The following is a 21662-nucleotide window of genomic DNA, read 5'->3' as shown; positions in this document are numbered from 1 at the left end:
GGGGCCGAGTGTGAACCACCACGAGGAAGAGGGACGAACAAGCGATGAGCAGCAACGACGCCAAGGCGAACATCGGAGTGGTGGGGATGGCGGTGATGGGCTCGAACCTGGCCCGCAACCTGGCGTCCCGGGAGGGCAACACCGTCGCGATCTACAACCGCTCGCCGGAGAAGACCCGCGAGGTCGCCAAGAACCACCCCGAGGCGAACTTCGTTGCCAGCGACACCATCGACGAGTTCGTCGCCAGCCTCGCGAAGCCGCGCACCGCGATCATCATGGTGCAGGCCGGCGCGGGCACGGACGCGGTGATCGAGCAGCTCAAGGAGCGGTTCGAGCCGGGCGACATCATCGTCGACGGTGGCAACGCCAACTTCCACGACACCATCGCCCGCGAGGCGAAGATCGCCCCGACGGGCATCCACTTCGTCGGCGCCGGCATCTCCGGCGGCGAGGAGGGCGCGCTCAAGGGCCCGTCGATCATGCCCGGCGGCACCGCCGAGTCGTACGAGACCCTGGGCCCGATTCTCGCGTCGATCGCCGCGGTCGCCGAGGGGGAGGCGTGCGTGACCCACGTGGGCACCGACGGCGCCGGCCACTTCGTCAAGATGATCCACAACGGCATCGAGTACGCCGATATGGAGCTCATCGGCGAGGCCTACGACCTGCTGCGCAACGTCGCAGGCTACACGCCCGCCCAGATCTCGGACCTGTTCGCCACCTGGAACCAGGGGCCGCTCAACAGCTACCTCATCGAGATCACGATCGACATCCTCAAGCACGTCGACGCCGAGACGGGCAAGCCCTTCGTCGACATCGTCACCGACCAGGCCGGCAGCAAGGGCACCGGCGTCTGGACCGTGCAGACCGCCCTCGACCTGGGCGTGCCGGTCGGCGGCGTCGCAGAGGCCGTCTTCGGCCGCGCCGTCTCGTCCAAGCGGGCGCAGCGCGACGCGGTCCGGGCGCTCGGCATCGAGCGCCCCACAGCCCCGCGGGTCGACGATTCCTTCGTCGACGACGTCGCGAAGGCCCTCTACGCCTCCAAGATCGTCGCTTACGCCCAGGGCTTCGACGCGATCATCGCCGGCGCGGAGAAGTACGGCTGGAACATCGACAAGGGCGCGGTCGCCAAGATCTGGCGCGGCGGCTGCATCATCCGCGCTCAGTTCCTCAACGTCCTCGCCGACGCCTACGCCGAGAACCCCAACCTCAACACGCTGCTCGAGGCCCCGTACTTCGCGCAGGCCATCCGCGACGGCGAGGAGGCGTGGCGCCGCGTCGTCATCACCGCCACCCAGGCCGCCGTCCCGGTGCCGGGCTTCGCGACGGCGCTGAGCTACTTCGACTCGCTCAACGTCGACCGCCTGCCCGCCGCGCTCGTCCAGGGCCAGCGCGACTTCTTCGGTGCGCACACCTACAAGCGCGTCGACAAGCCGGGCACCTTCCACACCCTGTGGTCCGGCGACCGCAGCGAGGTCCAGACGGACTGAGCATGACGACGAAGGGGTGCGGCCGAATCACGGCCGCACCCCTTCGTCGTCTCGATCGAAGATTCTCGGAACCGATCGGGGAGCTGGTGCGTCCAATTGATGAGGGCGTGCTCGCGCCTGTGGTGACGATCGGAGGAGTCATGGGGTACCCCGACCAGGACCGCATCCGCGACGAAGCGCAGCGGCGCATCGTCGATCGTCCCATCATGGTGCTCAACGGCGACCCGATCGAGGAACTCGCCAAGGCGCATGATCGGCACGCCGAACGACTGAGAGCCGCGATTCGTTCACTTGGCCATGTCGGGCGCACCAACTATCTCGGGGACAGCGTGGAGGGACGGGCGGCGACGCATAACATCGGGGTTGCAGTACACGACCACGAGAACTCGGTGGTCCAGAATTTCACCCGCGAGGTGCGTGAGGCGGAAGTCATCGCCGCTGCGTTGAGGCAGATCGCGAAGGATATCGGGGATACTGAGTTGGAGAACGCTGAGGGGATTGGAAAGGTTCGATGGCGCTGAGAGCGCGGTTCGGCCTGATTGTTGTGACGTTGCTGCTCTCTGCGTGCGCTGTGTCGGTGGAGGGACAACCCGTCCCGGAGAGTCGCGTGGCCATTACGAGCGCGCGCCCACTGCCGTTCGTGCCGAAGTACAAGGAACGTACGAACGAACGCAACAATGGGACGACCTTCGAGCCGTGTACGGCGTACTCGGACGAGGAGATGCGCGCACTGGGGGCGGATCCCGCGACTTTGGAAGATGTCATGATTTCAGACTCTCCAAACTATCGCGGGTGTCAGTGGCAGTCACCGGACCGGACGGGGTACTTCAGTCAGGAACTTGGCAACGAGGTCTCACTTGAGACATATAAAGCGAAGCAGAGTCATCGCCCGTGGCAGCGAGATCGAACTATCAAAGGGCGGAATGTGATTGTGACGACTGAACGAGACAGCGGATGCTTCGCCTCGTTTATGTCGCAGGGCGCGATCATTCACTCGGTGTACTACGCAGATGGCAAGGGTGCACAGCCGTCGCCAGGGCTTGTGACCGAATGCAACAAGGCGATCGAGTGGGCGACGTTGGCGATCTCCAAGGCGCCGTAGCGCGCTGACCACCGGCTACGCCAGCACCTGCTGAATCGCCCGACAGATCACGTCCACCACGTCGCCACCGTCAACGCTCGCTCCGTCCCCAGCGCCGGAGCCGGCGCCGACGGCACCGTCGGACCGCAGGCCGATCACGGACTCCACGAGTCGGAACGGCAGGAAGGTGCGCGGGTCGCTGTCATCGCCCACAACGGCAGTGGCCAGCGAGCGATAGTGCGACGCCAGCTCCGACCGGTCGGCGCGGAACTCGCTGAACTCCTCGGCCGCCAGCTCGGGCAGGTGATACAGCGCGCCCAGGTTGTAGCGCGCCGCCAGCAGCTGCCCGGCGTCGGACCGGGCCAACGTCAGTAGGCGGTCCAGAGGCGAACCGTCGGCGGAAACCACGGAGCGCGCGAGCGCGAGCGGCGCCTGCACCGTCGCCTCCAGCAGCGCGGTCAGGATCTCGCCCTTGGTGGGGAAGTAGTGGTACAGCGAGGCCTGACGCATGCCCACGGCCTCGGCGATCTGCCGCGTCGAGGTGGCCGCGTACCCGCGCTGGGTGAACAGCTCCGCCGCGGCGTCGAGGATCTCGTCCACCGCCGTAGCGCCGGGCCGCCGCGGATCGTTGACCCGCGGGCGCCCCCGCTTACCTGCGGTTTCCGCGCCGCCTCCAGCGCCGCCGTTCGCCTCCGTCACAGCGGCCAGGCTACCTGCCACGAAACATGTTCGTAGCGCCGGTTTTCCTGTTCCTTACAGCGGGGCAACGCGGGTGACCCCGGAGAACGGTTTTCTATCAACTGACAGATAGAGCTCCGACAGGGAAGCCGCCCATGACAACCACCCAACCCCGACACCATGATTCGGATGATCTGGCACAGCTCGGCTACCAGCCGCAGCTGCGCCGCTCGCTCGGGACGTTCGCGTCGTTCGCCGCCGGGTTCTCCTTCGTGTCCATCCTCACCACCATCTTCCAGCTGTTCGGCCTGGGCTACTCGCTCGGCGGTGCGGCCTTCTTCTGGACCTGGCCCATCGTCTACCTCGGCCAGTTCCTGGTGGCCCTGTGCTTCGCCGAGATGGCCGCCCGCTACCCGATCTCCGGCGCGATCTACCAGTGGTCGCGGCGCCTCGGCGGCGAGGTGGTCGGCTGGTTCGGCGGCTGGTTCATGATCCTCGCGCAGATCGTCACCGCCGCGGCGGCCGCGATCGCACTGCAGGTGGTGCTGCCCACCGTGTGGTCGGGCTTCCAGATCATCGGCGACGACCCGTCCCTCACCAGCCCCAGCGGCGCCGCCAATGCCGTCCTGCTCGGCACGGTCCTCCTGATCGTCACCACCACCATCAACTGCATCGGCGTGCACTGGATGAGCCGCATCAACGCCATCGGCGTCACCTGCGAGCTCGTCGGCGTGGTCGCCGTCATCGGCGCCCTCGCGATGCACGCCCAGCGCGGGCCCCAGGTCGTCTTCGACACCTCGCACGTCGCCACAGCGGGCTCCGGCGGCTACATCGGAGCGTTCATCGTCTCCGGCCTCATGGCGGCGTACGTCATGGTGGGCTTCGGCTCGGCGGGCGAGCTCGCCGAGGAGACCGTCAATCCCCGCCGCGTCGCACCGCGCACCATCCGGTTCGCCCTCACCGCCTCGGCGGTCGGCGGCGGCCTCATGCTCATCACCGCCCTCATGGCCGCGCCGACGCTGGGGGAGGAGCTCGCCGCCGGCGGCCTGCCCTACGTGCTCCAGTCCGTCCTCGGCTCGTTCTGGGGCAAGGTTCTCCTGGTCGACGTCGCCGTGGCCGTCTTCATCTGCACCCTCGCGATCCAGACCGCGTGCAGCCGCCTCATCTTCTCCATGGCCCGCGATCACCGGCTCCCGTTCTCGGAGCAGCTCTCCCGGGTCAACCCGCGCACCCAGGCGCCCGTGGCCCCGGCCGTGCTCATCGGCGTCCTCTGCGTCGCGGTCCTGCTGGTGAACGTCGGCAACCCCGCGATCTTCGCGACGCTCGCCAGCGTGTGCATCGTGCTCATCTACCTGGCCTACCTGTCGGTGACGGTGCCGATGCTCTACCAGCGGCTGCGCGGATGGCCCCACGGTGCCACCGTGCGCGACTCCGAGGGCGAGCCCGTCTTCTCCCTGGGCCGCTGGGGCGTTCCGATCAACGCCGCCGCCGTCCTCTACGGCGGAGCGATGGTCATCAACCTCGCCTGGCCGCGCGCCGAGATCTACGACCCCACCGGCCAATCCCCGTTGCTGCAGTGGGCCGGCCCGATCACCATCGCGGTCGTCGTCATCGCGGGCATCGCCTGCTTCCCGCGCCGCCCGCACCCACGCCCCGTCACCACCGTCCTCCCGAACCTCCCCGCCACGAAAGGAATCTGACGTGACCGCCACCGCCGAGACCACCGCCAGCACCCAGGGAGCCCGCGCCCACGCCCGCGCCCAGGCCGACACGCGCGTCGAAGGCATGCCGACGGTGCCCGCCACCGCCTGGCCCGACCCGCCCGCCGGCGTGCCCGCCGAAGCCCTCACTTGGGCGGAGACCGTTCCGGGTGGCCGCTACACGACGAAGGTCCTGGCCCGCGGCACCCGGCTGCGCCTCACGGACACCACCGGCACAGCGTGCGCCAACATCCTCCTCTGGCGAGCGGACGCACCCTGGGAGCGGCTGAACGTGGCCGACACCGTCAAGGTGCCGTGGCAGGCCTACATCGGTCCCGGACACCCCCTGCTCTCCGATCAGGGGCGCGCGCTCGCCACCGTCGTCGCCGACGACTCCGGCCACCACGACGCCCTCTGCGGCACGACCACTCTCGCCGGCAACACCGCCAAGTACGGCGCAGGGGAGGCGCATTCGAGCAGCCCCGCCGGCCGCGAACTGTTCGTGCTCGCCGCCGCCAAGCACGGCCTCGCGCCCACCGACGTGCCCCCGTCCGTCTCCTTCTTCCACGGCGTCACCGTCGATTCCGACGGTGCCCTGATCTCGACCGGCAGCGCGGGGCCGGGAAAGGCGGTCGAGCTGGTGCTGCACCTGCCGTGCACCGTCGCCGTCGCGAACACCGCCCATCCTCTCGACCCGTCGCCGACCTTCGACACCGGTCTCCTCGAGGTGCTGGCGTGGCGCGCCGACGACGACCTCGCCGCGCTCGCCGCCGCCACCGACACCGACCCGGAGTACCGGCGCGCCGTGGCGAACTCCGAAGACGCCCACCGCGCCGCGCACTGACCGCTCACCGCAGAACGTAAGGACCACCCATGATCGCCACCGTCACCCCGCGGGCGCCCTGGTCGGGCGTCGTTCCCGCCGGCCACACCCTCACCATGACCGACCTGCACGGCAACCAGGCTGTCGACACCCTGTTCTACGGCGCCCACGACCACACCATCCGCTACAGCGCCCAGCAGACGATCCTCGGCCAGGGCAACGTCTTCCTGGGCACGGGGACCGTCATCCGCGATCAGGAGTCGCGCCCGATGATGACCATCGTCGACGACGAGGTCGGCCACCACGACACCCTCGGCGGCGCCTGCTCGCAGGAGTCCAACACGCTCCGCTACGGCCACCACACCAAGCACCAGCACGCCTGCGTCGAGAACTTCCTGATCGAGGGCAGCCGGCACGGCCTCGGCAAGGGGGACCTGGTGGGCAACGTCAACTTCTACATGTATGTCCCGGTCGATCCCGACGGCACTCTCGGTATCGTCGACGGCCTCTCCGCTCCGGGCCGGAAAGTGGTGCTGCGCGCCGAGATCGACACCCTGGTGCTGATCTCCAACTGCCCGCAGATCAACAACCCCTGCAACGGCTTCGACCCCACGGCCGTCGAGCTCGAGATCTCGGAGTCGGCCGCATGAGCATCCTCACCGTCGTCCGTCCTGGGCCGATGACCACGGTGCAGGACTGGCCCGGCCGCGCCGGCTACTGGTCGATCGGGGTCCCGCCGTCCGGCCCGATGGACGACCTCTCGTTCCGCCTCGCCAACCTGGCCGTCGGCAACGACGAGGGCGCACCGGGATTCGAGTGCACCCTCGGCGGCCTCGCCGTCACCGTCGACGGGGCCACCACCGTCGCGGTCACCGGTGCGCCCGTCACCGTCACCGTCGACGGGACGCCCGTCCCCACCTGGGCGCCCGTCGAACTCCGTCCCGGTCAGCAACTCGCCATCGGCGCCACCGGATCGCTCGGTATGCGCGTCTACCTCGCCGTCCGCGGCGGCGCGGCGGTGCCCGAGTACCTGGGCAGCGCCGCCACGTTCACGCTGGGGAAGTTCGGTGGACACGACGGCCGGATCCTGGCCGCCGGCGACGAACTGCCGATCGGCCCCGAGCCGATCGCGGCCCCGCGTCGCATCCTCGACGACGAGGTGCCCGCGTTCACCACCCAGTGGCAGCTCGCGGTCACCGTCGGGCCGCACTCCGCGCCCGAGTACTTCACCGAGGCCGACATCGCGACCCTGTACGAGACCGCGTACGAGGTGCATTTCAACTCGGACCGCACCGGGGTCCGGCTCATCGGACCGAAGCCCGAGTGGGCGCGCCCCGACGGCGGCGAGGCCGGGCTGCACCCGTCCAACATCCACGACAACGCCTACTCCGTGGGCGCGCTCGATTTCACCGGCGACACCCCGATCCTGCTCGGACCCGACGGGCCGAGCCTCGGCGGCTTCGTCTGCCCCGTCACGGTGACCACGGCCGACCGCTGGAAGCTGGGCCAACTCCGTCCCGGCGACGGCGTGCGCTTCGTCCCCGTCCGTGCCGCCGCGGCGGCCTCGCCCGGTGCCTTCGGCGCGGCCCGCCGGGCGAACCTGCCCGTCGTGCTGTCCGCCGGCGGCGACGCCGACGACGGAGTCCTCGCCCGGTCGACCACGGCGGACGGCGAGACCACCGTCACCTATCGCCGGTCGGGTGACGACAACATTCTCGTCGAGTACGGCGCCATGACGCTGGACCTGGAGTCGCGGGCCCGAGTCCATGCGCTCGAGCAGCGGCTGCGCGCCGAATCGCCGCGCGGGCTTATCGATCTCACCGCCGGCGTGCGCAGCCTGCAGGTGAAGTTCGACCCCACCGCGCTGCGGCAGCCGGCGGCCCTCGACTGGATCCGGGAGGCGGAATCGGAACTCCCCGCGGCCGACGACATGATCGTGCCCAGCCGGATCGTCTCGCTGCCGCTCTCCTGGGACGACCCCAGCACCCGTGAGGCGATCGAGCGGTACATCCTCGGCGTCCGCGGTGACGCCCCGTGGTGCCCGTGGAACATCGAGTTCATCCGTCGCATGAACGGGCTCGGCTCGGTCGAGGACGTGCAGCGCATCGTCTTCGACGCCTCCTACCTCGTTCTCGGCCTCGGCGACGTCTACCTCGGTGCGCCCGTGGCCGTCCCACTCGACCCGCGCCACCGCCTGGTGACCACCAAGTACAACCCCGCCCGCACCTGGACGCCCGAGAACGCCGTCGGCATCGGGGGAGCCTACTTGTGCATCTACGGTATGGAGGGCCCCGGTGGCTACCAGTTCGTGGGCCGGACCACCCAGGTGTGGAACCACCGCCACCCGCTCACCGCGGGCGGCTTCGAGCCCGAACACCCCTGGCTGCTGCGGCACTTCGACCGGATCAGTTGGTACCCCGTGAGCACCGAGGAACTGGCGGACCTGCGCGCCGACACCGCCGCCGGCCGCGGCTCGGTGGACATCACACCCGGATCCTTCTCCCTCTCCGCCCACCGCGCCTTCCTCGCCCGGGAGGCCGACGACATCGCGCGGGTGCAGTCGGCGATGGAGATCGCCCGCGACGAGGAGCGCGGCCGCTGGGCGGCCGCCGGCGAGTTCACAAGGAGCGCAGCATGACCCGCATCGCCGACATCTACCGGCGCATCGCCGCCGACGACCGTCCCGAGGTCTTCCTCGCCCTGCGCCCCGAACCCGAGGTCGCCGCCGAGTACGCGGCGTCCCTCGCGGCGGGAGGCCCCTTGGCCGGTGTCGTCCTCGCCGTGAAGGACAACGTCGACGTGGCGGGCCTGCCGACCACCGCCGCCTGCCCCGGCTACGCGTACCACCCGGAGGCCGACGCCGCGGCCGTCGCCGCCCTGCGCGCCGCCGGCGCGGTGGTGATCGGCAAGACGAACCTCGATCAGTTCGCGACCGGCCTCGTCGGCACCCGCAGCCCCTACGGTGCCGTGCGGGACTCCCGGCGGCCCGACCGCATCTCCGGCGGATCCAGCTCCGGCTCCGCGGTCGCCGTGGCCCTCGACTACGCCGACATCGCGATCGGTACGGACACCGCGGGATCGGGCCGCGTACCCGCCGGGCTGCAGGGCATCGTCGGCATCAAGCCCACGATCGGCGCCGTCAGCACCGACGGGGTGGTCCCCGCGTGCGCGTCGTACGACTGCGTCACGATCTTCGCCCGCGACGTCGCCACGGCAACCCGCGCCATGGCAGTCATGGGCGCGACCGGCACCCGCGGGTGGGCCGCCGATGCCCCCTTCGCCGCCGCGCCCGATGCGACGCTCGCGATCCCCGCCGACCTCCCCGCCCTGCCCGCCGCCTGGCGGACCACCTTCGACGGTGTCGTGGCCCGCGCCGAGACCGCGGGGCTGCGCGTGAAACCCGTCGACGTCTCCGAGCTCCTCGCCGCCGCCAAGCTGCTCTACGACGGTGCCCTCGTCGCCGAACGATACAGCGCGGTAGGGGAATTCATCGATGCTGCCGGTGACTCCGCGCAGCTCGACCCGACCGTGGCCGGCATCGTGCGTGCCGCCGGGGAGCTCCCGGCGCACCGTCTGGCCTCGGACCAGGCCGAGCTGCGCGCCATCGCGGCGCGGGCCACCGCGCTGTTCGACGGCTTCGCCGGGCTCATGGTGCCCACCGCACCCCGCCACCCGACGCTCGAGGAGGTCGCCGCCGACCCGGTCGGGGTGAACTCGGAGCTGGGGACCTACACCAACTTCTGCAACCTCCTCGACCTGTGCGGCGTGGCGGTGCCCGCGGGCGAGACCACCGACGGGGCGCAGTTCGGCGTCACGATCCTCGCGCCCGCCGGGCACGACGGGGTCGCTCTCGATCTCGCTGCGCGGATCGCCGGAGCGCCGGCCGTGGCGCCGTGGAATCTCGACCTCGCCGGTGCGGTCGAGCTGGCCGTGTTCGGCGCACACCTGCGCGGACAGCCGCTCGAGCACGAGCTGACGTCACTCGGGGCGTGGTGGGCGGGCGAGATACGGACCGCCGAGGAGTACCGGCTCGTCGAATTGGCGACGGTGCCGCCCAAGCCGGGCCTGGTCCACGACCCCGAGCACGGCCGCGCCATCCGCGGCGAGCTGTGGCGGCTCGCACCCGCGGCGCTGGGAACGTTCCTCACGCGCCTGCCCGCGCCCATGACCCTCGGCTCCGTGCGGCTCGCCGACGGGCGGTCCGTCGTCGGGTTCGCCTGCCAGTCGTCGGCATTGGGCGATGCGAGGGAGCTCGATACAGACCACTGGCTCGAGCGATGACCAGGATCGACTGAGACGCAACGGCTTCACTGCGCCGGTGGAGTTCTGCGCGTTTTGCGCATTCTGCTCTTTACCCGGATTTTCCGTTTCGGTCAGACGCTGTTGGTGCGGCGATAATCTGGCGTCCTCATCAGCTCGACGAGGAGGTCAGGGTCGTGACGGACAGCTCGGACGAACCGGGGAATGCCGCAGCCCCACCGGGACAGCGCAACATCGTCGCGCTCGCGGTCTACGCGATCATCGTCGTCGCCGTGGTCTCGACGGCGGTGTTCTACTCCTTCCAGCGCGGTGGCCTCTCCGCTGACATCCGCAACAAGGCCACCCTGATCGCCCCCGCCGGTGCCGGCGGGGGCTGGGACCTCGTCATGCGCGAGGCGCAGGCGATCATGCGCGAGCAGAAGATCGCCACCAACATCCAGGTCGTGAACGTGCCCGGTGCCGCCGGCACCATCGGCCTGTCCCGGCTGCACTCGATGCCGGGCCGGGCCGACGTCGTCATGGTGGGCGGCACCGGCCTCGTCGCCGGCGTCCAGCAGACGAAGTCCGCCGTGACGATGACCGATGTGACTCCCGTCGCGCGGATCTTCGAGGAGTACGACGTGCTGGTCGTCCCCGCGAACTCGCCCTACAAGACCGTCGACGACCTCGTCGGGGCCTGGCGGAGCAACCCGCACTCGATCCCGTTCACCGGCGGCGGCAGCTTCGACCAGCTCGTCATGGCGCAGTTCGCCAAGGCCGCCGGCGTCGACCCGAGGGACACCACCTACATCCCCAAGGCGGGCGGCGGCGAGGTCGCGCAGGCACTCGTCACCGGCACCGCCAAGGCCGCCTTCTCCGGGTACGCCGACCTCATCGACCAGATCCAGTCCGGGCGGCTGCGAGGTCTCGCCATGGCGGCAAAGGAGCCCCTCGACGGCGTGGACTTCCCGACGCTGCGCCAGCTCGGATACGACGTGACACTGGCCAACTGGCGGGCCCTGTTCGGCCCGCCCGGGATCTCCCCGGCGGACGTGAAGAACATCCGCGACGTCTTCGACGAGGTCATGCGCACCGAGGACTGGGCCGAGGCGGAACGCAACAACAAGTGGACCAGGGCCTGGCTGGAAGGGCCCGACCTGACCACCTTCATCGCCGACGAAGACCGTGTCATCGCCGGCCTGTACAAGGAGCTGGGCAAATGACCGCGCAGGCAGAACTGGACGCCGCTGCCCCGGGAACGGGCACCGGGTACGGCGCACTCGTCGTCCCGGCGATCCTCGCCATCGCGAGCACGCTCGTGGTGATCGGGAACCTCACGATGAACGTCCAGTCGGACGACAGTCCCGGCCCGACGTTCTTCCCGTGGCTCCTCGCCATCGTCGGGTACGCGCTGGCCGCCGCGCTCGCGGTGCACTTCGTCCGCAATCCCGATGAGATGGCGCGGTCGGAGAAGAGGTTCCGGACGTACACCGACTGGGCGTCCGCAGGCTGGCTCATCGGTGGCCTCATCGCGTTCGCGGTACTCCTCGACGTGCTCGGCTGGATCCTCGCCGCCGCACTCCTGTTCTGGTGCGTGACGCGGGCCTTCAACAGCAAGCGGCCCCTGTTCGACGTCTCGGTCGGGCTCCTGCTCTCCAGCTTCGTCTTCCTGATCTTCGGCGTCCTGCTGGACGTCCCGCTCCCGTCCGGAATCCTGGGAGGGCTGTAGCCATGGACCAGTTCGGACTCCTGCTCGACGGGTTCGCCGGCGCCCTCTCGCCGTCGAACCTCATGTGGGTCGTCATCGGCTGCCTCATCGGCACCGCCGTGGGCGTGCTGCCCGGCCTCGGCTCCTCGATGGCCGTGGCGCTCCTGTTGCCGATGACCTTCGCGCTCAACCCGACCGCGGCGTTCATCCTCTTCTCCGGCGTGTATTTCGGCGGCCTCTTCGGCGATTCGACGATGGCCATCCTCATGAACACCCCGGGGCAGGCCTCGTCGATCGCCTCCACCTTCGAGGGGCACCAGATGGCGAAGAACGGCAAAGCGCCCCAGGCGCTCGCCATCGCCGCGATCGGTGCGTTCATCGGCGGCATGATCGCCTCGATCCTCGTGGTGTTCCTCGCACCGTTCATGGCGGACCTCTCCACGAAGTTCGGCCCCGCCGAGTACTTCGCCCTCTCGCTGCTCGCCTTCGGTGCGATCTCCTCCGTGGTTTCGGAATCGGTGCTCAAGGGGCTCGCCTCGCTGGTGATGGGCTTGATGTTCGCCACCGTGGGCATCGACCAGATCTCCGGCACGGAGCGTTTCACCTTCGGCTCCGCGAACCTGTTCGACGGGATCTCCCTGGTGATCGTCGCCGTCGGCATGCTCGCCCTCGGCGAGATCATCATCGTCGCCTCCCGGATCCGCCGCGACCCCGCACCGAAGGCGCTCGGCGCCAAGGCCGGCCGCGCCTGGCTCTCCGCAGCGGAGTTCAAGGAGGCGCTGCCCGCCTGGGGCCGCGGCACCGCGATCGGCCTGCCCTTCGGCGTCATCCCCGTCGGCGGTTCCGAGGTCCCCACCTTCCTCGCCTACGACGTGGAGCGCCGCTTGGACCGGCGCCGGAAGTTCCCCATGTTCGGCAAGGGCGCACCCCGCGGCCTGGCCGCGCCGGAGGCCGCCGGCAACTCGACCACCGGCATGGCGATGGGCGCACTGCTCTCACTCGGCCTGCCGGTCTCCGCCACCGCCGCGATCATGCTCGCCGCGTTCCGGCAGTACGGCCTCCAGCCGGGGCCGCTCCTGTTCGACAACTCGCCCGACCTGGTGTGGGCGCTGCTCGCCAGCTTCTTCATCGCCATGGTCGTCCTGCTCATCATCAACCTGCCGTTCGCGCAACTCTGGGCGAAGCTCCTGCTGATCCCGGCGCCGTACCTGTACGGCAGCATCGTCGTCTTCTGCGGCCTCGGCATCTACGCGACCTCGCCCACGATGTTCGACCTGCTGCTCTTCCTGGCGATCGGCCTCCTGGCCTTCGTCTTCAAGCGCTACGACATCCCGATCGCGCCCCTGCTCATCGGCATGGTCCTCGGACCGCTCGCCGAGACCAGCATGCGCGACGCCCTGCTCTCGTCCAACGGCGACTACTCCGTGTTCGTCTCCTCGCCGATCTCCATCACCCTGTACGCCCTGCTGATCGCCGTGCTCCTGCTCAAGACGCGCCAGGTCGTCACCGCCCGCACCGGAAAGGACGTCTGACCATGACGATTCTCGTCGCCCACTCGACCACCCCCGAGAGCGCCGCTGCGCTCGAGGCCGCCTACGCGGAGTCCGAGCGCCGCAACAACGAGGAGATCCTCGTCTTCATCCTGGACGGCGACGAGCCCGACGTCTCGGCCGCCACGGCCCGGGGCCTCACGGTGGGCTTCCGGCACCCCAAGGAACTCGACCGCGACCCCGTCGGCGGACTCGTCGACGTCGGTACCGAGCTGGACGCCTCCGTCCTGGTCATCGGGATCAAACACCGTACCGCGACCGGCAAGCTGCTGTTCGGATCCGCGGCCCAGCGGATCCTGCTCGACGCCACGTGTCCCGTGCTGGCGGTGAAGGCCGCGCAGGGAAGCGCGGGCACGCGTTAACTTCGTGTTTCCAGCCTGTTGCGCCTGACGATCCGGCTTGACTGCCGGCGGGGCGAGCGATTTGCATGAATCCTCATGCACCTCTTGCCCCGCGAGCAGGACAAACTGCTCATCGTCGTCGCCGCGGACCTGGCGCGCCGCCGCCAGGCCCGTGGGCTCAAGCTGAACCACCCCGAGGCCGTCGCGATCATCACCTACGAGCTGGTCGAGGGCGCGCGCGACGGACGCACCGTGGCCGACCTCATGGCCTACGGGGCCACGATTCTCACCCGCGACGATGTGATGGAAGGCGTGCCGGAGATGATTCACGACGTACAGGTGGAGGCCACCTTCCCCGACGGGACCAAGCTCGTCACCGTCCACCACCCGATCCGCTAGGCACACCATGATCCCCGGAGAACTCCGCCTCGCGGCAGCGCCGATCCTGTGCAACGACGGCAGGCCGACCCGCACCGTCCGCGTCGTCAACACCGGCGACCGACCCATCCAGGTCGGCTCGCACTTCCATTTCGCCGAGGTCAACCGCGCCCTCGACTTCGACCGGACCGAGGCCTACGGGCACCGTCTGGACATCCCGTCCGGGACCGCCGTCCGGTTCGAGCCCGGCGACGGGAAGACGGTGCGCCTCGTCGCCCTCGCCGGAACGCGCGAGGTCCACGGGCTCGCGAACCGCGTCAACGGCCCGCTCGACGGTGCCGGCGACGCCGAGGACGGGGGAGAACGGTGAGTTTCGAGCTGAGCCGCCGCGAGTACGCGGACCTCTACGGCCCCACCGTCGGCGACGCCGTGCGCCTCGCCGACACCGAGCTCTTCGCGGTCGTCGAGCAGGACCTCACCGTCCACGGCGAGGAGGTCGTCTTCGGCGGCGGGAAGGTGATCCGCGACGGCATGGGTGAGAACGGTGTGCTCACACGCGATCCCGCCACGCCCGGCGCTCCGTCGACGGGCATCCCCGACACCGTGATCACCAACGCACTGATCATCGATCACACCGGCATCGTCAAGGCCGACGTTGCGCTGCGCGACGGCCACATCCTCCGGATCGGCAAGGCGGGCAACCCGCAGATCAGCGACGGCGTGACCATCACCATCGGCGCCGCCACCGAGATCATCGCGGGGGAGGGGCGCATCCTCACCGCCGGCGGCATCGACACCCACATCCACTTCATCAGCGCCCAGCAGATCGACACCGCGCTCAATTCCGGCGTCACCACCATGATCGGCGGCGGCACCGGCCCCGCGGCCGGCACCAACGCCACCACCGTCACTCCGGGGCCCTGGCACATCGCCCGCATGCTGCAGGCCCTCGACGGGGTCCCCATGAACATCGGGCTCCTCGGCAAGGGGCACGCCGGCGCGACCGAGCCGCTCGCCGAACAGATCCGCGCGGGCGCCATCGGCCTCAAGGTGCACGAGGACTGGGGCTCGACCACCGCCTCCATCGACAACTCCCTGCGGGTCGCCGACGAGTACGACGTGCAGGTCGCGATCCACACCGACACCCTCAACGAGTGCGGCTTCCTCGAGGACACCGTCGCCGCCATCGACGGCCGCGTGATCCACACCTTCCACACCGAGGGCGCCGGCGGCGGCCACGCGCCGGACATCATCGCCATCGCGGGGCACCCGAACGTGCTTCCCGCGTCGACGAACCCGACGCTGCCGTTCACGGAGAACACGATCGTCGAGCACCTCGACATGCTCATGGTGTGCCACCACCTCAACGCCGACATCCCCGAGGACGTGGCCTTCGCGGACTCGCGGATCCGGCCCGAGACCATCGCGGCCGAGGGTGTCCTCCACGACATGGGCATCATCTCCATCACCTCGTCCGACTCCCAGGCCATGGGCCGCGTCGGCGAGGTGATCACCCGCACCTGGCAGCTCGCGGACTCCATGAAGCGCCAGCGCGGCCCCCTCGGCGACGATGCCGAGCGGTTCGCCGGGATCGGCGACAACGCGCGGATCAAGCGGTACATCGCCAAGTACACGATCAATCCGGCCCTCGCACAGGGCATCGCGGAGTACGTCGGCAGCGTCGAGGAAGGAAAGTTCGCCGACCTCGTGCTCTGGAATCCCGCCTTCTTCGGGGTCAAGCCCGATCTGGTGATCAAGGGCGGCCAGATCGCCACCGCCCTCATGGGCGATGCCAACGCCTCCATCCCGACGCCGCAGCCCCGCACCATGCGCCCGCAGTTCGGGTCGATGGGCCAGGCGGTGCACGACGCCGCGATCACGTTTCTCTCCACCGCGGCAGCGGAATCCGGCGTCGCAGAGGAACTCGGTCTGCGCAAGCGCACGCTGCCCGTCCGCGGCATCCGCGCCCTCCGCAAGCAGGACCTGCCGCACAACGGCGCGACGCCCGAGATCACCGTCGACCCGGAGACCTACGCCGTCGCCGTCGACGGAACCCTCGTCCGATCCGAACCCGCGTCGACCCTGCCCATGACCCAGCGCTACTTCCTGTTCTGAGAGGCGAGAAGTGATCATCGAGACAGTCGCCGGCAACCTCGCCGACCTCGACCCCGCCGACCTGGACGAGGTGCACGTGGAGCGGGTTCCGCTCGCCGGAGCCGACCTGGTGAAGCGGATCCAGCGCGTGCGCACCGACCACGACCGGGAGATCGGGCTGCGCCTCGCCGCACCCGCCGGACCCGAGGGCGATCTGCGCGACGGCGACATCCTGCACCGCGACGAGCACACCATCGTCGCCGTGCAGGTACTGCCCACCGACGTCCTGGTGATCGCCCCGCGCACGATCACCGAGATGGGGCGCACCGCACACGGACTCGGCAACAGGCACCTGCAGGCCCAGTTCTTCGACGCCGACTCCGAGTACGGCGCCGAGGTGATGGTGGTGCAGTACGACCACACCGTCGAGGACTATCTCGCCCACCACGGCGTGCCGTACGCGCGCCAGGACCGCGTGCTGCCCACGCCGTTCCGCCACGCGGAGCACACGCATTGAACACCGTTTCGGTCGGCGAAGGCGCAGGTCGCGGCGTACAGGAACGGTGTTCAATCGGTGTGGGGGCATCGCCGGGCTACCTGCTGCCGCTCCTCCAGCTCAGCGACTCCGCCCTGCCGACGGGGGCATTCAGCCACTCGTTCGGGATGGAGTCCTACCTCGCCGACGGCACGATCACCGACGAATGCACCTTCGCCGCGTGGCTGCGCGCGTACGTCGCCCGGCAACTGGCCTACACGGACGGGCTCGCGATCCGAATGGTCTTCGACGCCCTGCACCTCGGCGACCTCGATGCGATCTGGCGGCTCGACCGGCTGATCGCCGCCCTCACCCTGCCCGAACAGGTGCGCACCGCGGCCGCCACCATCGGGAGGCGGACCGCCGAGGTCGGCGCCGTCGTCGCACCCGAGTCCTTCCTCAGCGACTACCTCGCCGAGCTCGACGCGGGCCGCGCCCACGGACACCCCGCCGTCGCTTTCGCGCTGCTCGCGCACGCGGTGGACGCCCCACCCGCCGCGGCGATCGAAGCGCACCTGTTCGCCGCCGTCACCTCACTGACCCAGAACGCCGTGCGCGCCATCCCCATCGGGCAGACCGCGGGGCAGCGGGTACAGCGTTCGATGCACGACGTGGTGGCCGACGCCGTCGCCACCGCGATGATCCTGACCGATGAGGACCTGGGCGCCGCATCGCCCGGGCTCGAGATCGCACAGATGCGGCATCGGCGCCAGCGGGCGCGGATGTTCATGAGCTAGGAGGAATTTCCATGACGACGATCCGGATCGGTGTCGGCGGCCCCGTGGGCGCGGGCAAGACCCAGCTCGTGGAGCGCATCACCCGCCACCTCGCCGATGAGGTGTCGATGGCTGCCATCACCAACGACATCTACACCACCGAGGACGCGAAGATCCTGGCTCGCAACAGCGTGCTCCCCGGTGACCGCATCGTCGGCATCGAGACCGGAGGCTGCCCGCACACCGCCATCCGCGAGGACACGTCGATGAACGAGGCCGCCGTGGCGCGGCTCGTCGCCGCGCATCCCGACCTGCAGATCGTGTTCATCGAGAGCGGCGGCGACAACCTCTCCGCCACCTTCAGCCCCGAGCTCGTGGACTTCTCGATCTACCTCATCGACGTGGCGCAGGGCGAGGAGATCCCGCGCAAGGCCGGGCAGGGAATGATCAAGTCCGACCTGTTCGTCATCAACAAGACCGATCTCGCGCCGTACGTCGGTGCCGACCTGTCGGTGATGGCGGCCGATTCCAAGGTCTTCCGCGGCGATCGACCGTTCTGCATGACCAATCTCAAGACCGACGAGGGCCTGGACGGCGTGCTGGAGTGGATCCGGCGCGATGTGCTCATGCTCGACCTCGCGTGACGGAACCCGCCGTGGCCCCACCCACCGGTGAACTCTCGCTGACCCTCGCACCGCGAGGGCCACGGACGGTCGCCGTGGCGCAACGGCACGCGGGAACCCTGCAGACCCTGCGGCCGATGTACCTCGACGATTCCGGGCAGGTCACGTACCACGTGGTGAACCCCGGTGGCGGCTGCCTGCGCGGCGACACCTACCTGATCGACCTCGACCTCGAGGCGGACGCGCGCGCCCTGATCACCACCCAGTCGGCGACGAAGGTCTACCGCACGCCGGGAGGCGGCGCGGCGCAGCACATGCGGATCCGGCTCGGAGCCGGATCCGCCCTCGAGTACGTGCCCGACGCGCTGATCCTGTACCGCGAGGCCACGTATCGGCAGACGTGCGCCGTCGAACTCGACGCCTCGGCCTCGCTCGTCCTCGCGGAGATCGTCACCCCCGGGTGGTCGCCCGACGGTGCGCGGTTCCGGTACGACGAGCTGCGCATGCGCACCGAGATCCACCGCGACGGAACGCTGCTCGCCGTGGACAACCTGCTCATCGAGCCGGGCCGAGCGGACCCGTCCGGCATCGGCCTCCTCGACGGACGCACTCACGTCGGGTCGCTCACCGCTGTCGATCCGCGCATCGACGATGCGATGCTCGACGAGGTGTACGCACTGACCGAGGCCGCCGGCAGCGTCCGCAGCGGGCTCACCGCGCTGGCCGGACCGGGCTTCGTCCTCCGCTGCCTCGGCGACGACACCGCCGACGTGGCCGGCCTGTTCGACACCGTCATCGCGCTGCTCCGGTCCCGGTGGACCGGGCAGGCGCCCCTGAACCTGCGAAAGTACTGAAGGTGGAGGACACCGGCATGACCACAACGCGCACCACCGACCGACTGCGAGCGGCATGGACCGCTCTGGGCCCGGGCGACCGCCGGTCGCTGTTCGGGATGACGGCGACGGTGATCGCTCTGCACGTCGTCGGTTTCGGCGCGCTCGTCCTCCTCATCGCGCCCGGCCACTACAGGATCGGCGACGGCGGTGAATTCACCATCGGCATCGGTCTCCTGGCCTACACCTTCGGCCTGCGCCACGCCTTCGACGCCGACCACATCGCCGCCATCGACAACACCACCCGCAAACTGCTGGCCGACCGTGAGGGCCGGATCGCGGCAGGGGAGCGCGACCCACGGCGGCCGCTCTCGGTCGGCTACTGGTTCTCGCTCGGGCACTCGACCGTGGTGTTCGGCCTCGCAGCGCTCCTCGCGTTGGGCGTGCGCGCGCTCGTCGGGCCCGTCGAGGACGAGAACTCGACGATGCAGACCGTGCTCGGCTTCATCGGCACGTCCGTGTCCGGGGTGTTCCTGTGGATCCTCGGCATCATCAACCTGGTGGTGCTCGTCGGGATCGTCAAGGTGTTCCGGGACATGCGCACCGGGCGGTACGACGAGGCGGAACTCGAGGACCGCCTGAACAATCGCGGACTCATGAGTCGCCTGCTGCGCGGGGTGTCCGGGTCCGTCCGCAAGCCGTGGCACATCTACCCGATCGGGGTGCTCTTCGGACTCGGCTTCGATACCGCCACCGAGGTGGGCCTCCTCGTCCTCGCGGGCGGCATGGCCGCGTTCACCCTGCCCTTCTACTGCATCCTGGTGCTGCCGGTGCTCTTCGCGGCGGGGATGTCGCTGCTGGACACCATCGACGGCGTCTTCATGAACGCCGCCTACGGCTGGGCGTTCGCCAAGCCGGTGCGCAAGGTGTACTACAACATCACGATCACCTCGCTCTCGGTCGCCGTGGCGCTGGCCATCGGCACCGTCGAACTGTTGGGTGTGCTGGCCGAGCGGGCGCACGTGGAGTCCGGGCCGCTCGCCTGGGTCGCGTCCATCAACCTCGACTACGCGGGATTCGTGATCGTCGGGCTCTTCGTGGCGGTGTGGGCGGTGGCGCTGCTGATCTGGCGCTACGGGCGGATCGAGGATCGGTGGTCCGCGCGCTGAGCTAGCGTGAGCCGCATGAGCGCTATCGAGGTGCGGCCGGCCGATGTCTTCGAAGACGTGGCGGCCGTGCTCGGACCCAAGAAGCAGACCTCCAGCAACTGCTTCTGCCTCTCGTACCGCATCGGGTCGAAGGAGAATCAGACGTTGCGCGGGCCGGCGCGGTTCGAGCGGGTCCGGGGGCTGTGCGCGGAGGACCCGCCGCCCGGCGTCCTCGCGTACGACGGTGCCGAGCCCGTCGGCTGGGCCGCCATCCACCCCCGGGCGGACACCAGCTTCGCGACGAACCGCCGCATCCCGCACGTGGACGGCCACGAGGATCCGTGGTCGCTGTGGTGCGTGCGCGTGCGCCCAGGGCACCGCAAGCAGGGGATCAGTCACCAGCTCGTCGCCGGCGCAGTGGAGTTCGCCCGCGCCAACGGCGCCTCCGTCGTGGAGGCCTACCCCGTCGACAACCGAGGCTCCCAGGTCGACTTGACGATGGCCTACGTCGGCACCCGTGCCCTGTTCGAGCGCGCAGGGTTCGAATACATCATGGACACCACGTCAGTGCTGAACGGCTTCACCCGGGTGCTGATGCGGTACGTGGTGTAGCGAGCGACGCGCAATGCAACGAAAGCGCATCGTGAAGATTGCATGACTGATATTCGGCTACGGATGCGAGCGCCGGCAGCATCGGTCATGATCGCGGCATGGGGACACTCGAGGACGCCGTGGCCGGTCTGTATCTGAAGAAGGGGACGGCCTGGAGGACGGCAGGGGACACCGCTACGAAATTCCTCGAAGACGTCGTGGCGGCAGCGGATCCGGATGCGCGGTACGGATATTCGATCGTTGGACCGCGTTTCAAGGATCAGGAACGTGCGGTCCGCAAGCTCTCGGGTCGCGTTGAGATCGCTGAGGAGACCGTCCTCGACTACGGCAGCCTCGAGGATGGTATCAGCGACTGGGTCGGCCTTAAGGTCACCTGCAACACGAGTAAGGATGCCAGATCCGTCATCGAGAAACTGGTGGAGTTCTGTGCCCGTGAAGGGACCCTGTCATTCGCGCAAAAGGACGGCGTCGATGACGTCGTGGACTACATATCATCGCCGAAGGACTCCGGATACAGGGCGTTCCATGCAGTCCTCAGCATTCCTTCCGTCTGTCAAGGGCAGATTTGCGAAGTGCGAGTCGAGGTCCAGATAAAGACGCGCTTGCAGGACGCATGGAGCGAACTGACGCACGAGAATTTCTACAAGTCGGTGTCGACTGTTGAGCCGACGGAGTTCCACTTTGACCTGGCGCGCACAATGGCGGACTTGTTGGCCTCAGTCGACGATCTTGCGGTGAAAGTCGCAGAGGACATCGTTGCCCAACGTATCGCCGAAGATCGGGTAGGTGAATTGCGCCCGACACCAGACACCGGCAATGACATCGATACGGACCCCGGGGAGCTGGTTGTTATCGCTCGAGTCGAGGAGCGTTTCGCGATCGCTCGCGGTGAGGATGGAGTGCGCGGCATAGTGCCCGCAGCCGACCTACGGGACTTGTTAGCGCGGGCCGGGGAAGTCGGCGTCGACGATTTCATCAACGTCGCTGATCACGTCACCGTCGGGGACGAGCTGTTCGCGTGTCGTGAGGAACGAGAAGGCGGGACGTGTTTTATCCCGACCTTCTTCGCCATCGACGTCGACGGGGACGAGAAGAACTGATTGCGATTCCGACCTT

General features: G+C 69.1%; 23 protein-coding genes. 22 read left to right on the top strand and 1 reads right to left on the bottom strand.

The genetic code is table 11. From position 1 onward, the window contains the following. Positions 1-44 precede the first annotated feature (44 nt). The 3 genes from gnd (at position 45) to ELY19_RS22530 (ending at position 2589) form a co-directional block, all read left to right on the top strand. Positions 45-1487 (top strand): NADP-dependent phosphogluconate dehydrogenase, encoded by a 1443-nt coding sequence (gnd, locus tag ELY19_RS22540; RefSeq protein ID WP_126198483.1) that lies wholly within the window; start codon positions 45-47, stop codon positions 1485-1487. A 2-nt stretch (positions 1488-1489) separates the two neighbouring features. Next, positions 1490-2008 (top strand): hypothetical protein, encoded by a 519-nt coding sequence (locus ELY19_RS22535; protein ID WP_126198482.1) that lies wholly within the window; start codon positions 1490-1492, stop codon positions 2006-2008. 86 nt (positions 2009-2094) lie between these two features. Beyond that, on the top strand, positions 2095-2589 hold the full coding sequence (locus ELY19_RS22530) for a DUF3558 domain-containing protein (protein WP_232015599.1): 495 nt from the start codon (positions 2095-2097) through the stop codon (positions 2587-2589). A gap of 15 nt (positions 2590-2604) precedes the next feature. Here ELY19_RS22530 and ELY19_RS22525 read toward each other — a convergent pair whose 3' ends face one another. Continuing rightward, positions 2605-3267: a TetR/AcrR family transcriptional regulator gene (locus ELY19_RS22525; protein ID WP_126198480.1), complete on the bottom strand. Its 663-nt coding sequence runs from the start codon at positions 3265-3267 to the stop codon at positions 2605-2607. 134 nt (positions 3268-3401) lie between these two features. Here ELY19_RS22525 and ELY19_RS22520 point away from each other — a divergent pair, with 134 nt between their 5' ends. The 19 genes from ELY19_RS22520 to ELY19_RS22430 all read left to right on the top strand — a co-directional run bounded on the left by ELY19_RS22520 (position 3402) and on the right by ELY19_RS22430 (position 21646). Continuing rightward, on the top strand, positions 3402-4946 hold the full coding sequence (locus ELY19_RS22520) for an amino acid permease (protein WP_126198479.1): 1545 nt from the start codon (positions 3402-3404) through the stop codon (positions 4944-4946). A gap of 1 nt (position 4947) precedes the next feature. Next, the gene (locus tag ELY19_RS22515; RefSeq protein ID WP_126198478.1) at positions 4948-5790 is read left to right on the top strand and encodes an urea amidolyase associated protein UAAP1; all 843 of its coding nucleotides are present in this window, start codon (positions 4948-4950) and stop codon (positions 5788-5790) included. A 29-nt stretch (positions 5791-5819) separates the two neighbouring features. After that, on the top strand, positions 5820-6419 hold the full coding sequence (locus ELY19_RS22510; protein ID WP_126198477.1) for an urea amidolyase associated protein UAAP2: 600 nt from the start codon (positions 5820-5822) through the stop codon (positions 6417-6419). Beyond that, positions 6416-8407 carry a 5-oxoprolinase/urea amidolyase family protein gene (locus ELY19_RS22505; protein WP_126198476.1) on the top strand — a complete coding sequence of 664 codons (1992 nt, stop codon included), beginning with the start codon at positions 6416-6418 and terminating at the stop codon, positions 8405-8407. Before ELY19_RS22510 ends, ELY19_RS22505 begins: the two co-directional genes overlap by 4 nt. Further along, positions 8404-10050 carry an allophanate hydrolase gene (gene atzF, locus ELY19_RS22500; RefSeq protein WP_126198475.1) on the top strand — a complete coding sequence of 549 codons (1647 nt, stop codon included), beginning with the start codon at positions 8404-8406 and terminating at the stop codon, positions 10048-10050. Before ELY19_RS22505 ends, atzF begins: the two co-directional genes overlap by 4 nt. Before the next feature lie 155 nt (positions 10051-10205). Next, entirely contained in the window at positions 10206-11231 is a 1026-nt protein-coding gene (locus tag ELY19_RS22495; RefSeq protein WP_227967049.1) for a Bug family tripartite tricarboxylate transporter substrate binding protein, read from the top strand. Next, complete coding sequence (locus tag ELY19_RS22490) at positions 11228-11737, top strand: tripartite tricarboxylate transporter TctB family protein (protein WP_126198474.1); 510 nt, start codon at positions 11228-11230, stop codon at positions 11735-11737. The genes ELY19_RS22495 and ELY19_RS22490 overlap by 4 nt, the downstream gene beginning before the upstream one ends. A 2-nt stretch (positions 11738-11739) precedes the next feature. After that, positions 11740-13248 carry a tripartite tricarboxylate transporter permease gene (locus ELY19_RS22485; RefSeq protein ID WP_126198473.1) on the top strand — a complete coding sequence of 503 codons (1509 nt, stop codon included), beginning with the start codon at positions 11740-11742 and terminating at the stop codon, positions 13246-13248. 2 nt (positions 13249-13250) lie between these two features. Beyond that, positions 13251-13628 (top strand): universal stress protein, encoded by a 378-nt coding sequence (locus ELY19_RS22480; protein WP_126198472.1) that lies wholly within the window; start codon positions 13251-13253, stop codon positions 13626-13628. 75 nt (positions 13629-13703) lie between these two features. After that, positions 13704-14006 (top strand): urease subunit gamma, encoded by a 303-nt coding sequence (locus tag ELY19_RS22475; RefSeq protein ID WP_126198471.1) that lies wholly within the window; start codon positions 13704-13706, stop codon positions 14004-14006. Between the two features lie 7 nt (positions 14007-14013). Beyond that, complete coding sequence (locus tag ELY19_RS22470; protein ID WP_126198470.1) at positions 14014-14355, top strand: urease subunit beta; 342 nt, start codon at positions 14014-14016, stop codon at positions 14353-14355. Further along, the gene (gene ureC, locus ELY19_RS22465) at positions 14352-16100 is read left to right on the top strand and encodes an urease subunit alpha (protein WP_126198469.1); all 1749 of its coding nucleotides are present in this window, start codon (positions 14352-14354) and stop codon (positions 16098-16100) included. The genes ELY19_RS22470 and ureC overlap by 4 nt, the downstream gene beginning before the upstream one ends. A gap of 10 nt (positions 16101-16110) precedes the next feature. Further along, the gene (ureE, locus tag ELY19_RS22460) at positions 16111-16596 is read left to right on the top strand and encodes an urease accessory protein UreE (protein ID WP_126198468.1); all 486 of its coding nucleotides are present in this window, start codon (positions 16111-16113) and stop codon (positions 16594-16596) included. 59 nt (positions 16597-16655) lie between these two features. Continuing rightward, positions 16656-17351 (top strand): urease accessory protein UreF, encoded by a 696-nt coding sequence (locus ELY19_RS22455; RefSeq protein WP_197715954.1) that lies wholly within the window; start codon positions 16656-16658, stop codon positions 17349-17351. A gap of 11 nt (positions 17352-17362) precedes the next feature. Then, positions 17363-17974 (top strand): urease accessory protein UreG, encoded by a 612-nt coding sequence (gene ureG / locus ELY19_RS22450; protein WP_126198467.1) that lies wholly within the window; start codon positions 17363-17365, stop codon positions 17972-17974. 11 nt (positions 17975-17985) lie between these two features. Beyond that, complete coding sequence (locus ELY19_RS22445) at positions 17986-18807, top strand: urease accessory protein UreD (RefSeq protein WP_126198997.1); 822 nt, start codon at positions 17986-17988, stop codon at positions 18805-18807. Between the two features lie 17 nt (positions 18808-18824). After that, complete coding sequence (gene nicT, locus ELY19_RS22440; RefSeq protein ID WP_126198466.1) at positions 18825-19955, top strand: Nickel transporter NicT; 1131 nt, start codon at positions 18825-18827, stop codon at positions 19953-19955. Positions 19956-19970: 15 nt separating this feature from the next. After that, positions 19971-20546: a GNAT family N-acetyltransferase gene (locus ELY19_RS22435; protein ID WP_126198465.1), complete on the top strand. Its 576-nt coding sequence runs from the start codon at positions 19971-19973 to the stop codon at positions 20544-20546. 98 nt (positions 20547-20644) lie between these two features. Further along, complete coding sequence (locus ELY19_RS22430; RefSeq protein ID WP_126198464.1) at positions 20645-21646, top strand: RelA/SpoT-related domain-containing protein; 1002 nt, start codon at positions 20645-20647, stop codon at positions 21644-21646. Positions 21647-21662: the final 16 nt, after the last annotated feature.

The sequence above is a fragment of the Tsukamurella paurometabola genome, assembly GCF_900631615.1.
Lineage (GTDB): Bacteria > Actinomycetota > Actinomycetes > Mycobacteriales > Mycobacteriaceae > Tsukamurella > Tsukamurella paurometabola_A.
This window is presented reverse-complemented; position numbering and strand designations above follow the sequence as displayed.

What these genes read in the sequence shown, in the direction of transcription:
- ELY19_RS22475 (WP_126198471.1), top strand. Translation starts at nt 13,704, where the DNA reads ATGCACCTCTTGCCCCGCGAGCAGGACAAACTGCTCATCGTCGTCGCC.
- ELY19_RS22520 (WP_126198479.1), top strand. Translation starts at nt 3,402, where the DNA reads ATGACAACCACCCAACCCCGACACCATGATTCGGATGATCTGGCACAG.
- ELY19_RS22485 (WP_126198473.1), top strand. Translation starts at nt 11,740, where the DNA reads ATGGACCAGTTCGGACTCCTGCTCGACGGGTTCGCCGGCGCCCTCTCG.
- ureG (WP_126198467.1), top strand. Translation starts at nt 17,363, where the DNA reads ATGACGACGATCCGGATCGGTGTCGGCGGCCCCGTGGGCGCGGGCAAG.
- gnd (WP_126198483.1), top strand. Translation starts at nt 45, where the DNA reads ATGAGCAGCAACGACGCCAAGGCGAACATCGGAGTGGTGGGGATGGCG.
- ELY19_RS22535 (WP_126198482.1), top strand. Translation starts at nt 1,490, where the DNA reads ATGACGACGAAGGGGTGCGGCCGAATCACGGCCGCACCCCTTCGTCGT.
- ELY19_RS22470 (WP_126198470.1), top strand. Translation starts at nt 14,014, where the DNA reads ATGATCCCCGGAGAACTCCGCCTCGCGGCAGCGCCGATCCTGTGCAAC.
- ELY19_RS22490 (WP_126198474.1), top strand. Translation starts at nt 11,228, where the DNA reads ATGACCGCGCAGGCAGAACTGGACGCCGCTGCCCCGGGAACGGGCACC.
- ELY19_RS22480 (WP_126198472.1), top strand. Translation starts at nt 13,251, where the DNA reads ATGACGATTCTCGTCGCCCACTCGACCACCCCCGAGAGCGCCGCTGCG.
- ELY19_RS22435 (WP_126198465.1), top strand. Translation starts at nt 19,971, where the DNA reads ATGAGCGCTATCGAGGTGCGGCCGGCCGATGTCTTCGAAGACGTGGCG.
- ELY19_RS22510 (WP_126198477.1), top strand. Translation starts at nt 5,820, where the DNA reads ATGATCGCCACCGTCACCCCGCGGGCGCCCTGGTCGGGCGTCGTTCCC.
- ELY19_RS22430 (WP_126198464.1), top strand. Translation starts at nt 20,645, where the DNA reads ATGGGGACACTCGAGGACGCCGTGGCCGGTCTGTATCTGAAGAAGGGG.
- nicT (WP_126198466.1), top strand. Translation starts at nt 18,825, where the DNA reads ATGACCACAACGCGCACCACCGACCGACTGCGAGCGGCATGGACCGCT.
- atzF (WP_126198475.1), top strand. Translation starts at nt 8,404, where the DNA reads ATGACCCGCATCGCCGACATCTACCGGCGCATCGCCGCCGACGACCGT.
- ELY19_RS22505 (WP_126198476.1), top strand. Translation starts at nt 6,416, where the DNA reads ATGAGCATCCTCACCGTCGTCCGTCCTGGGCCGATGACCACGGTGCAG.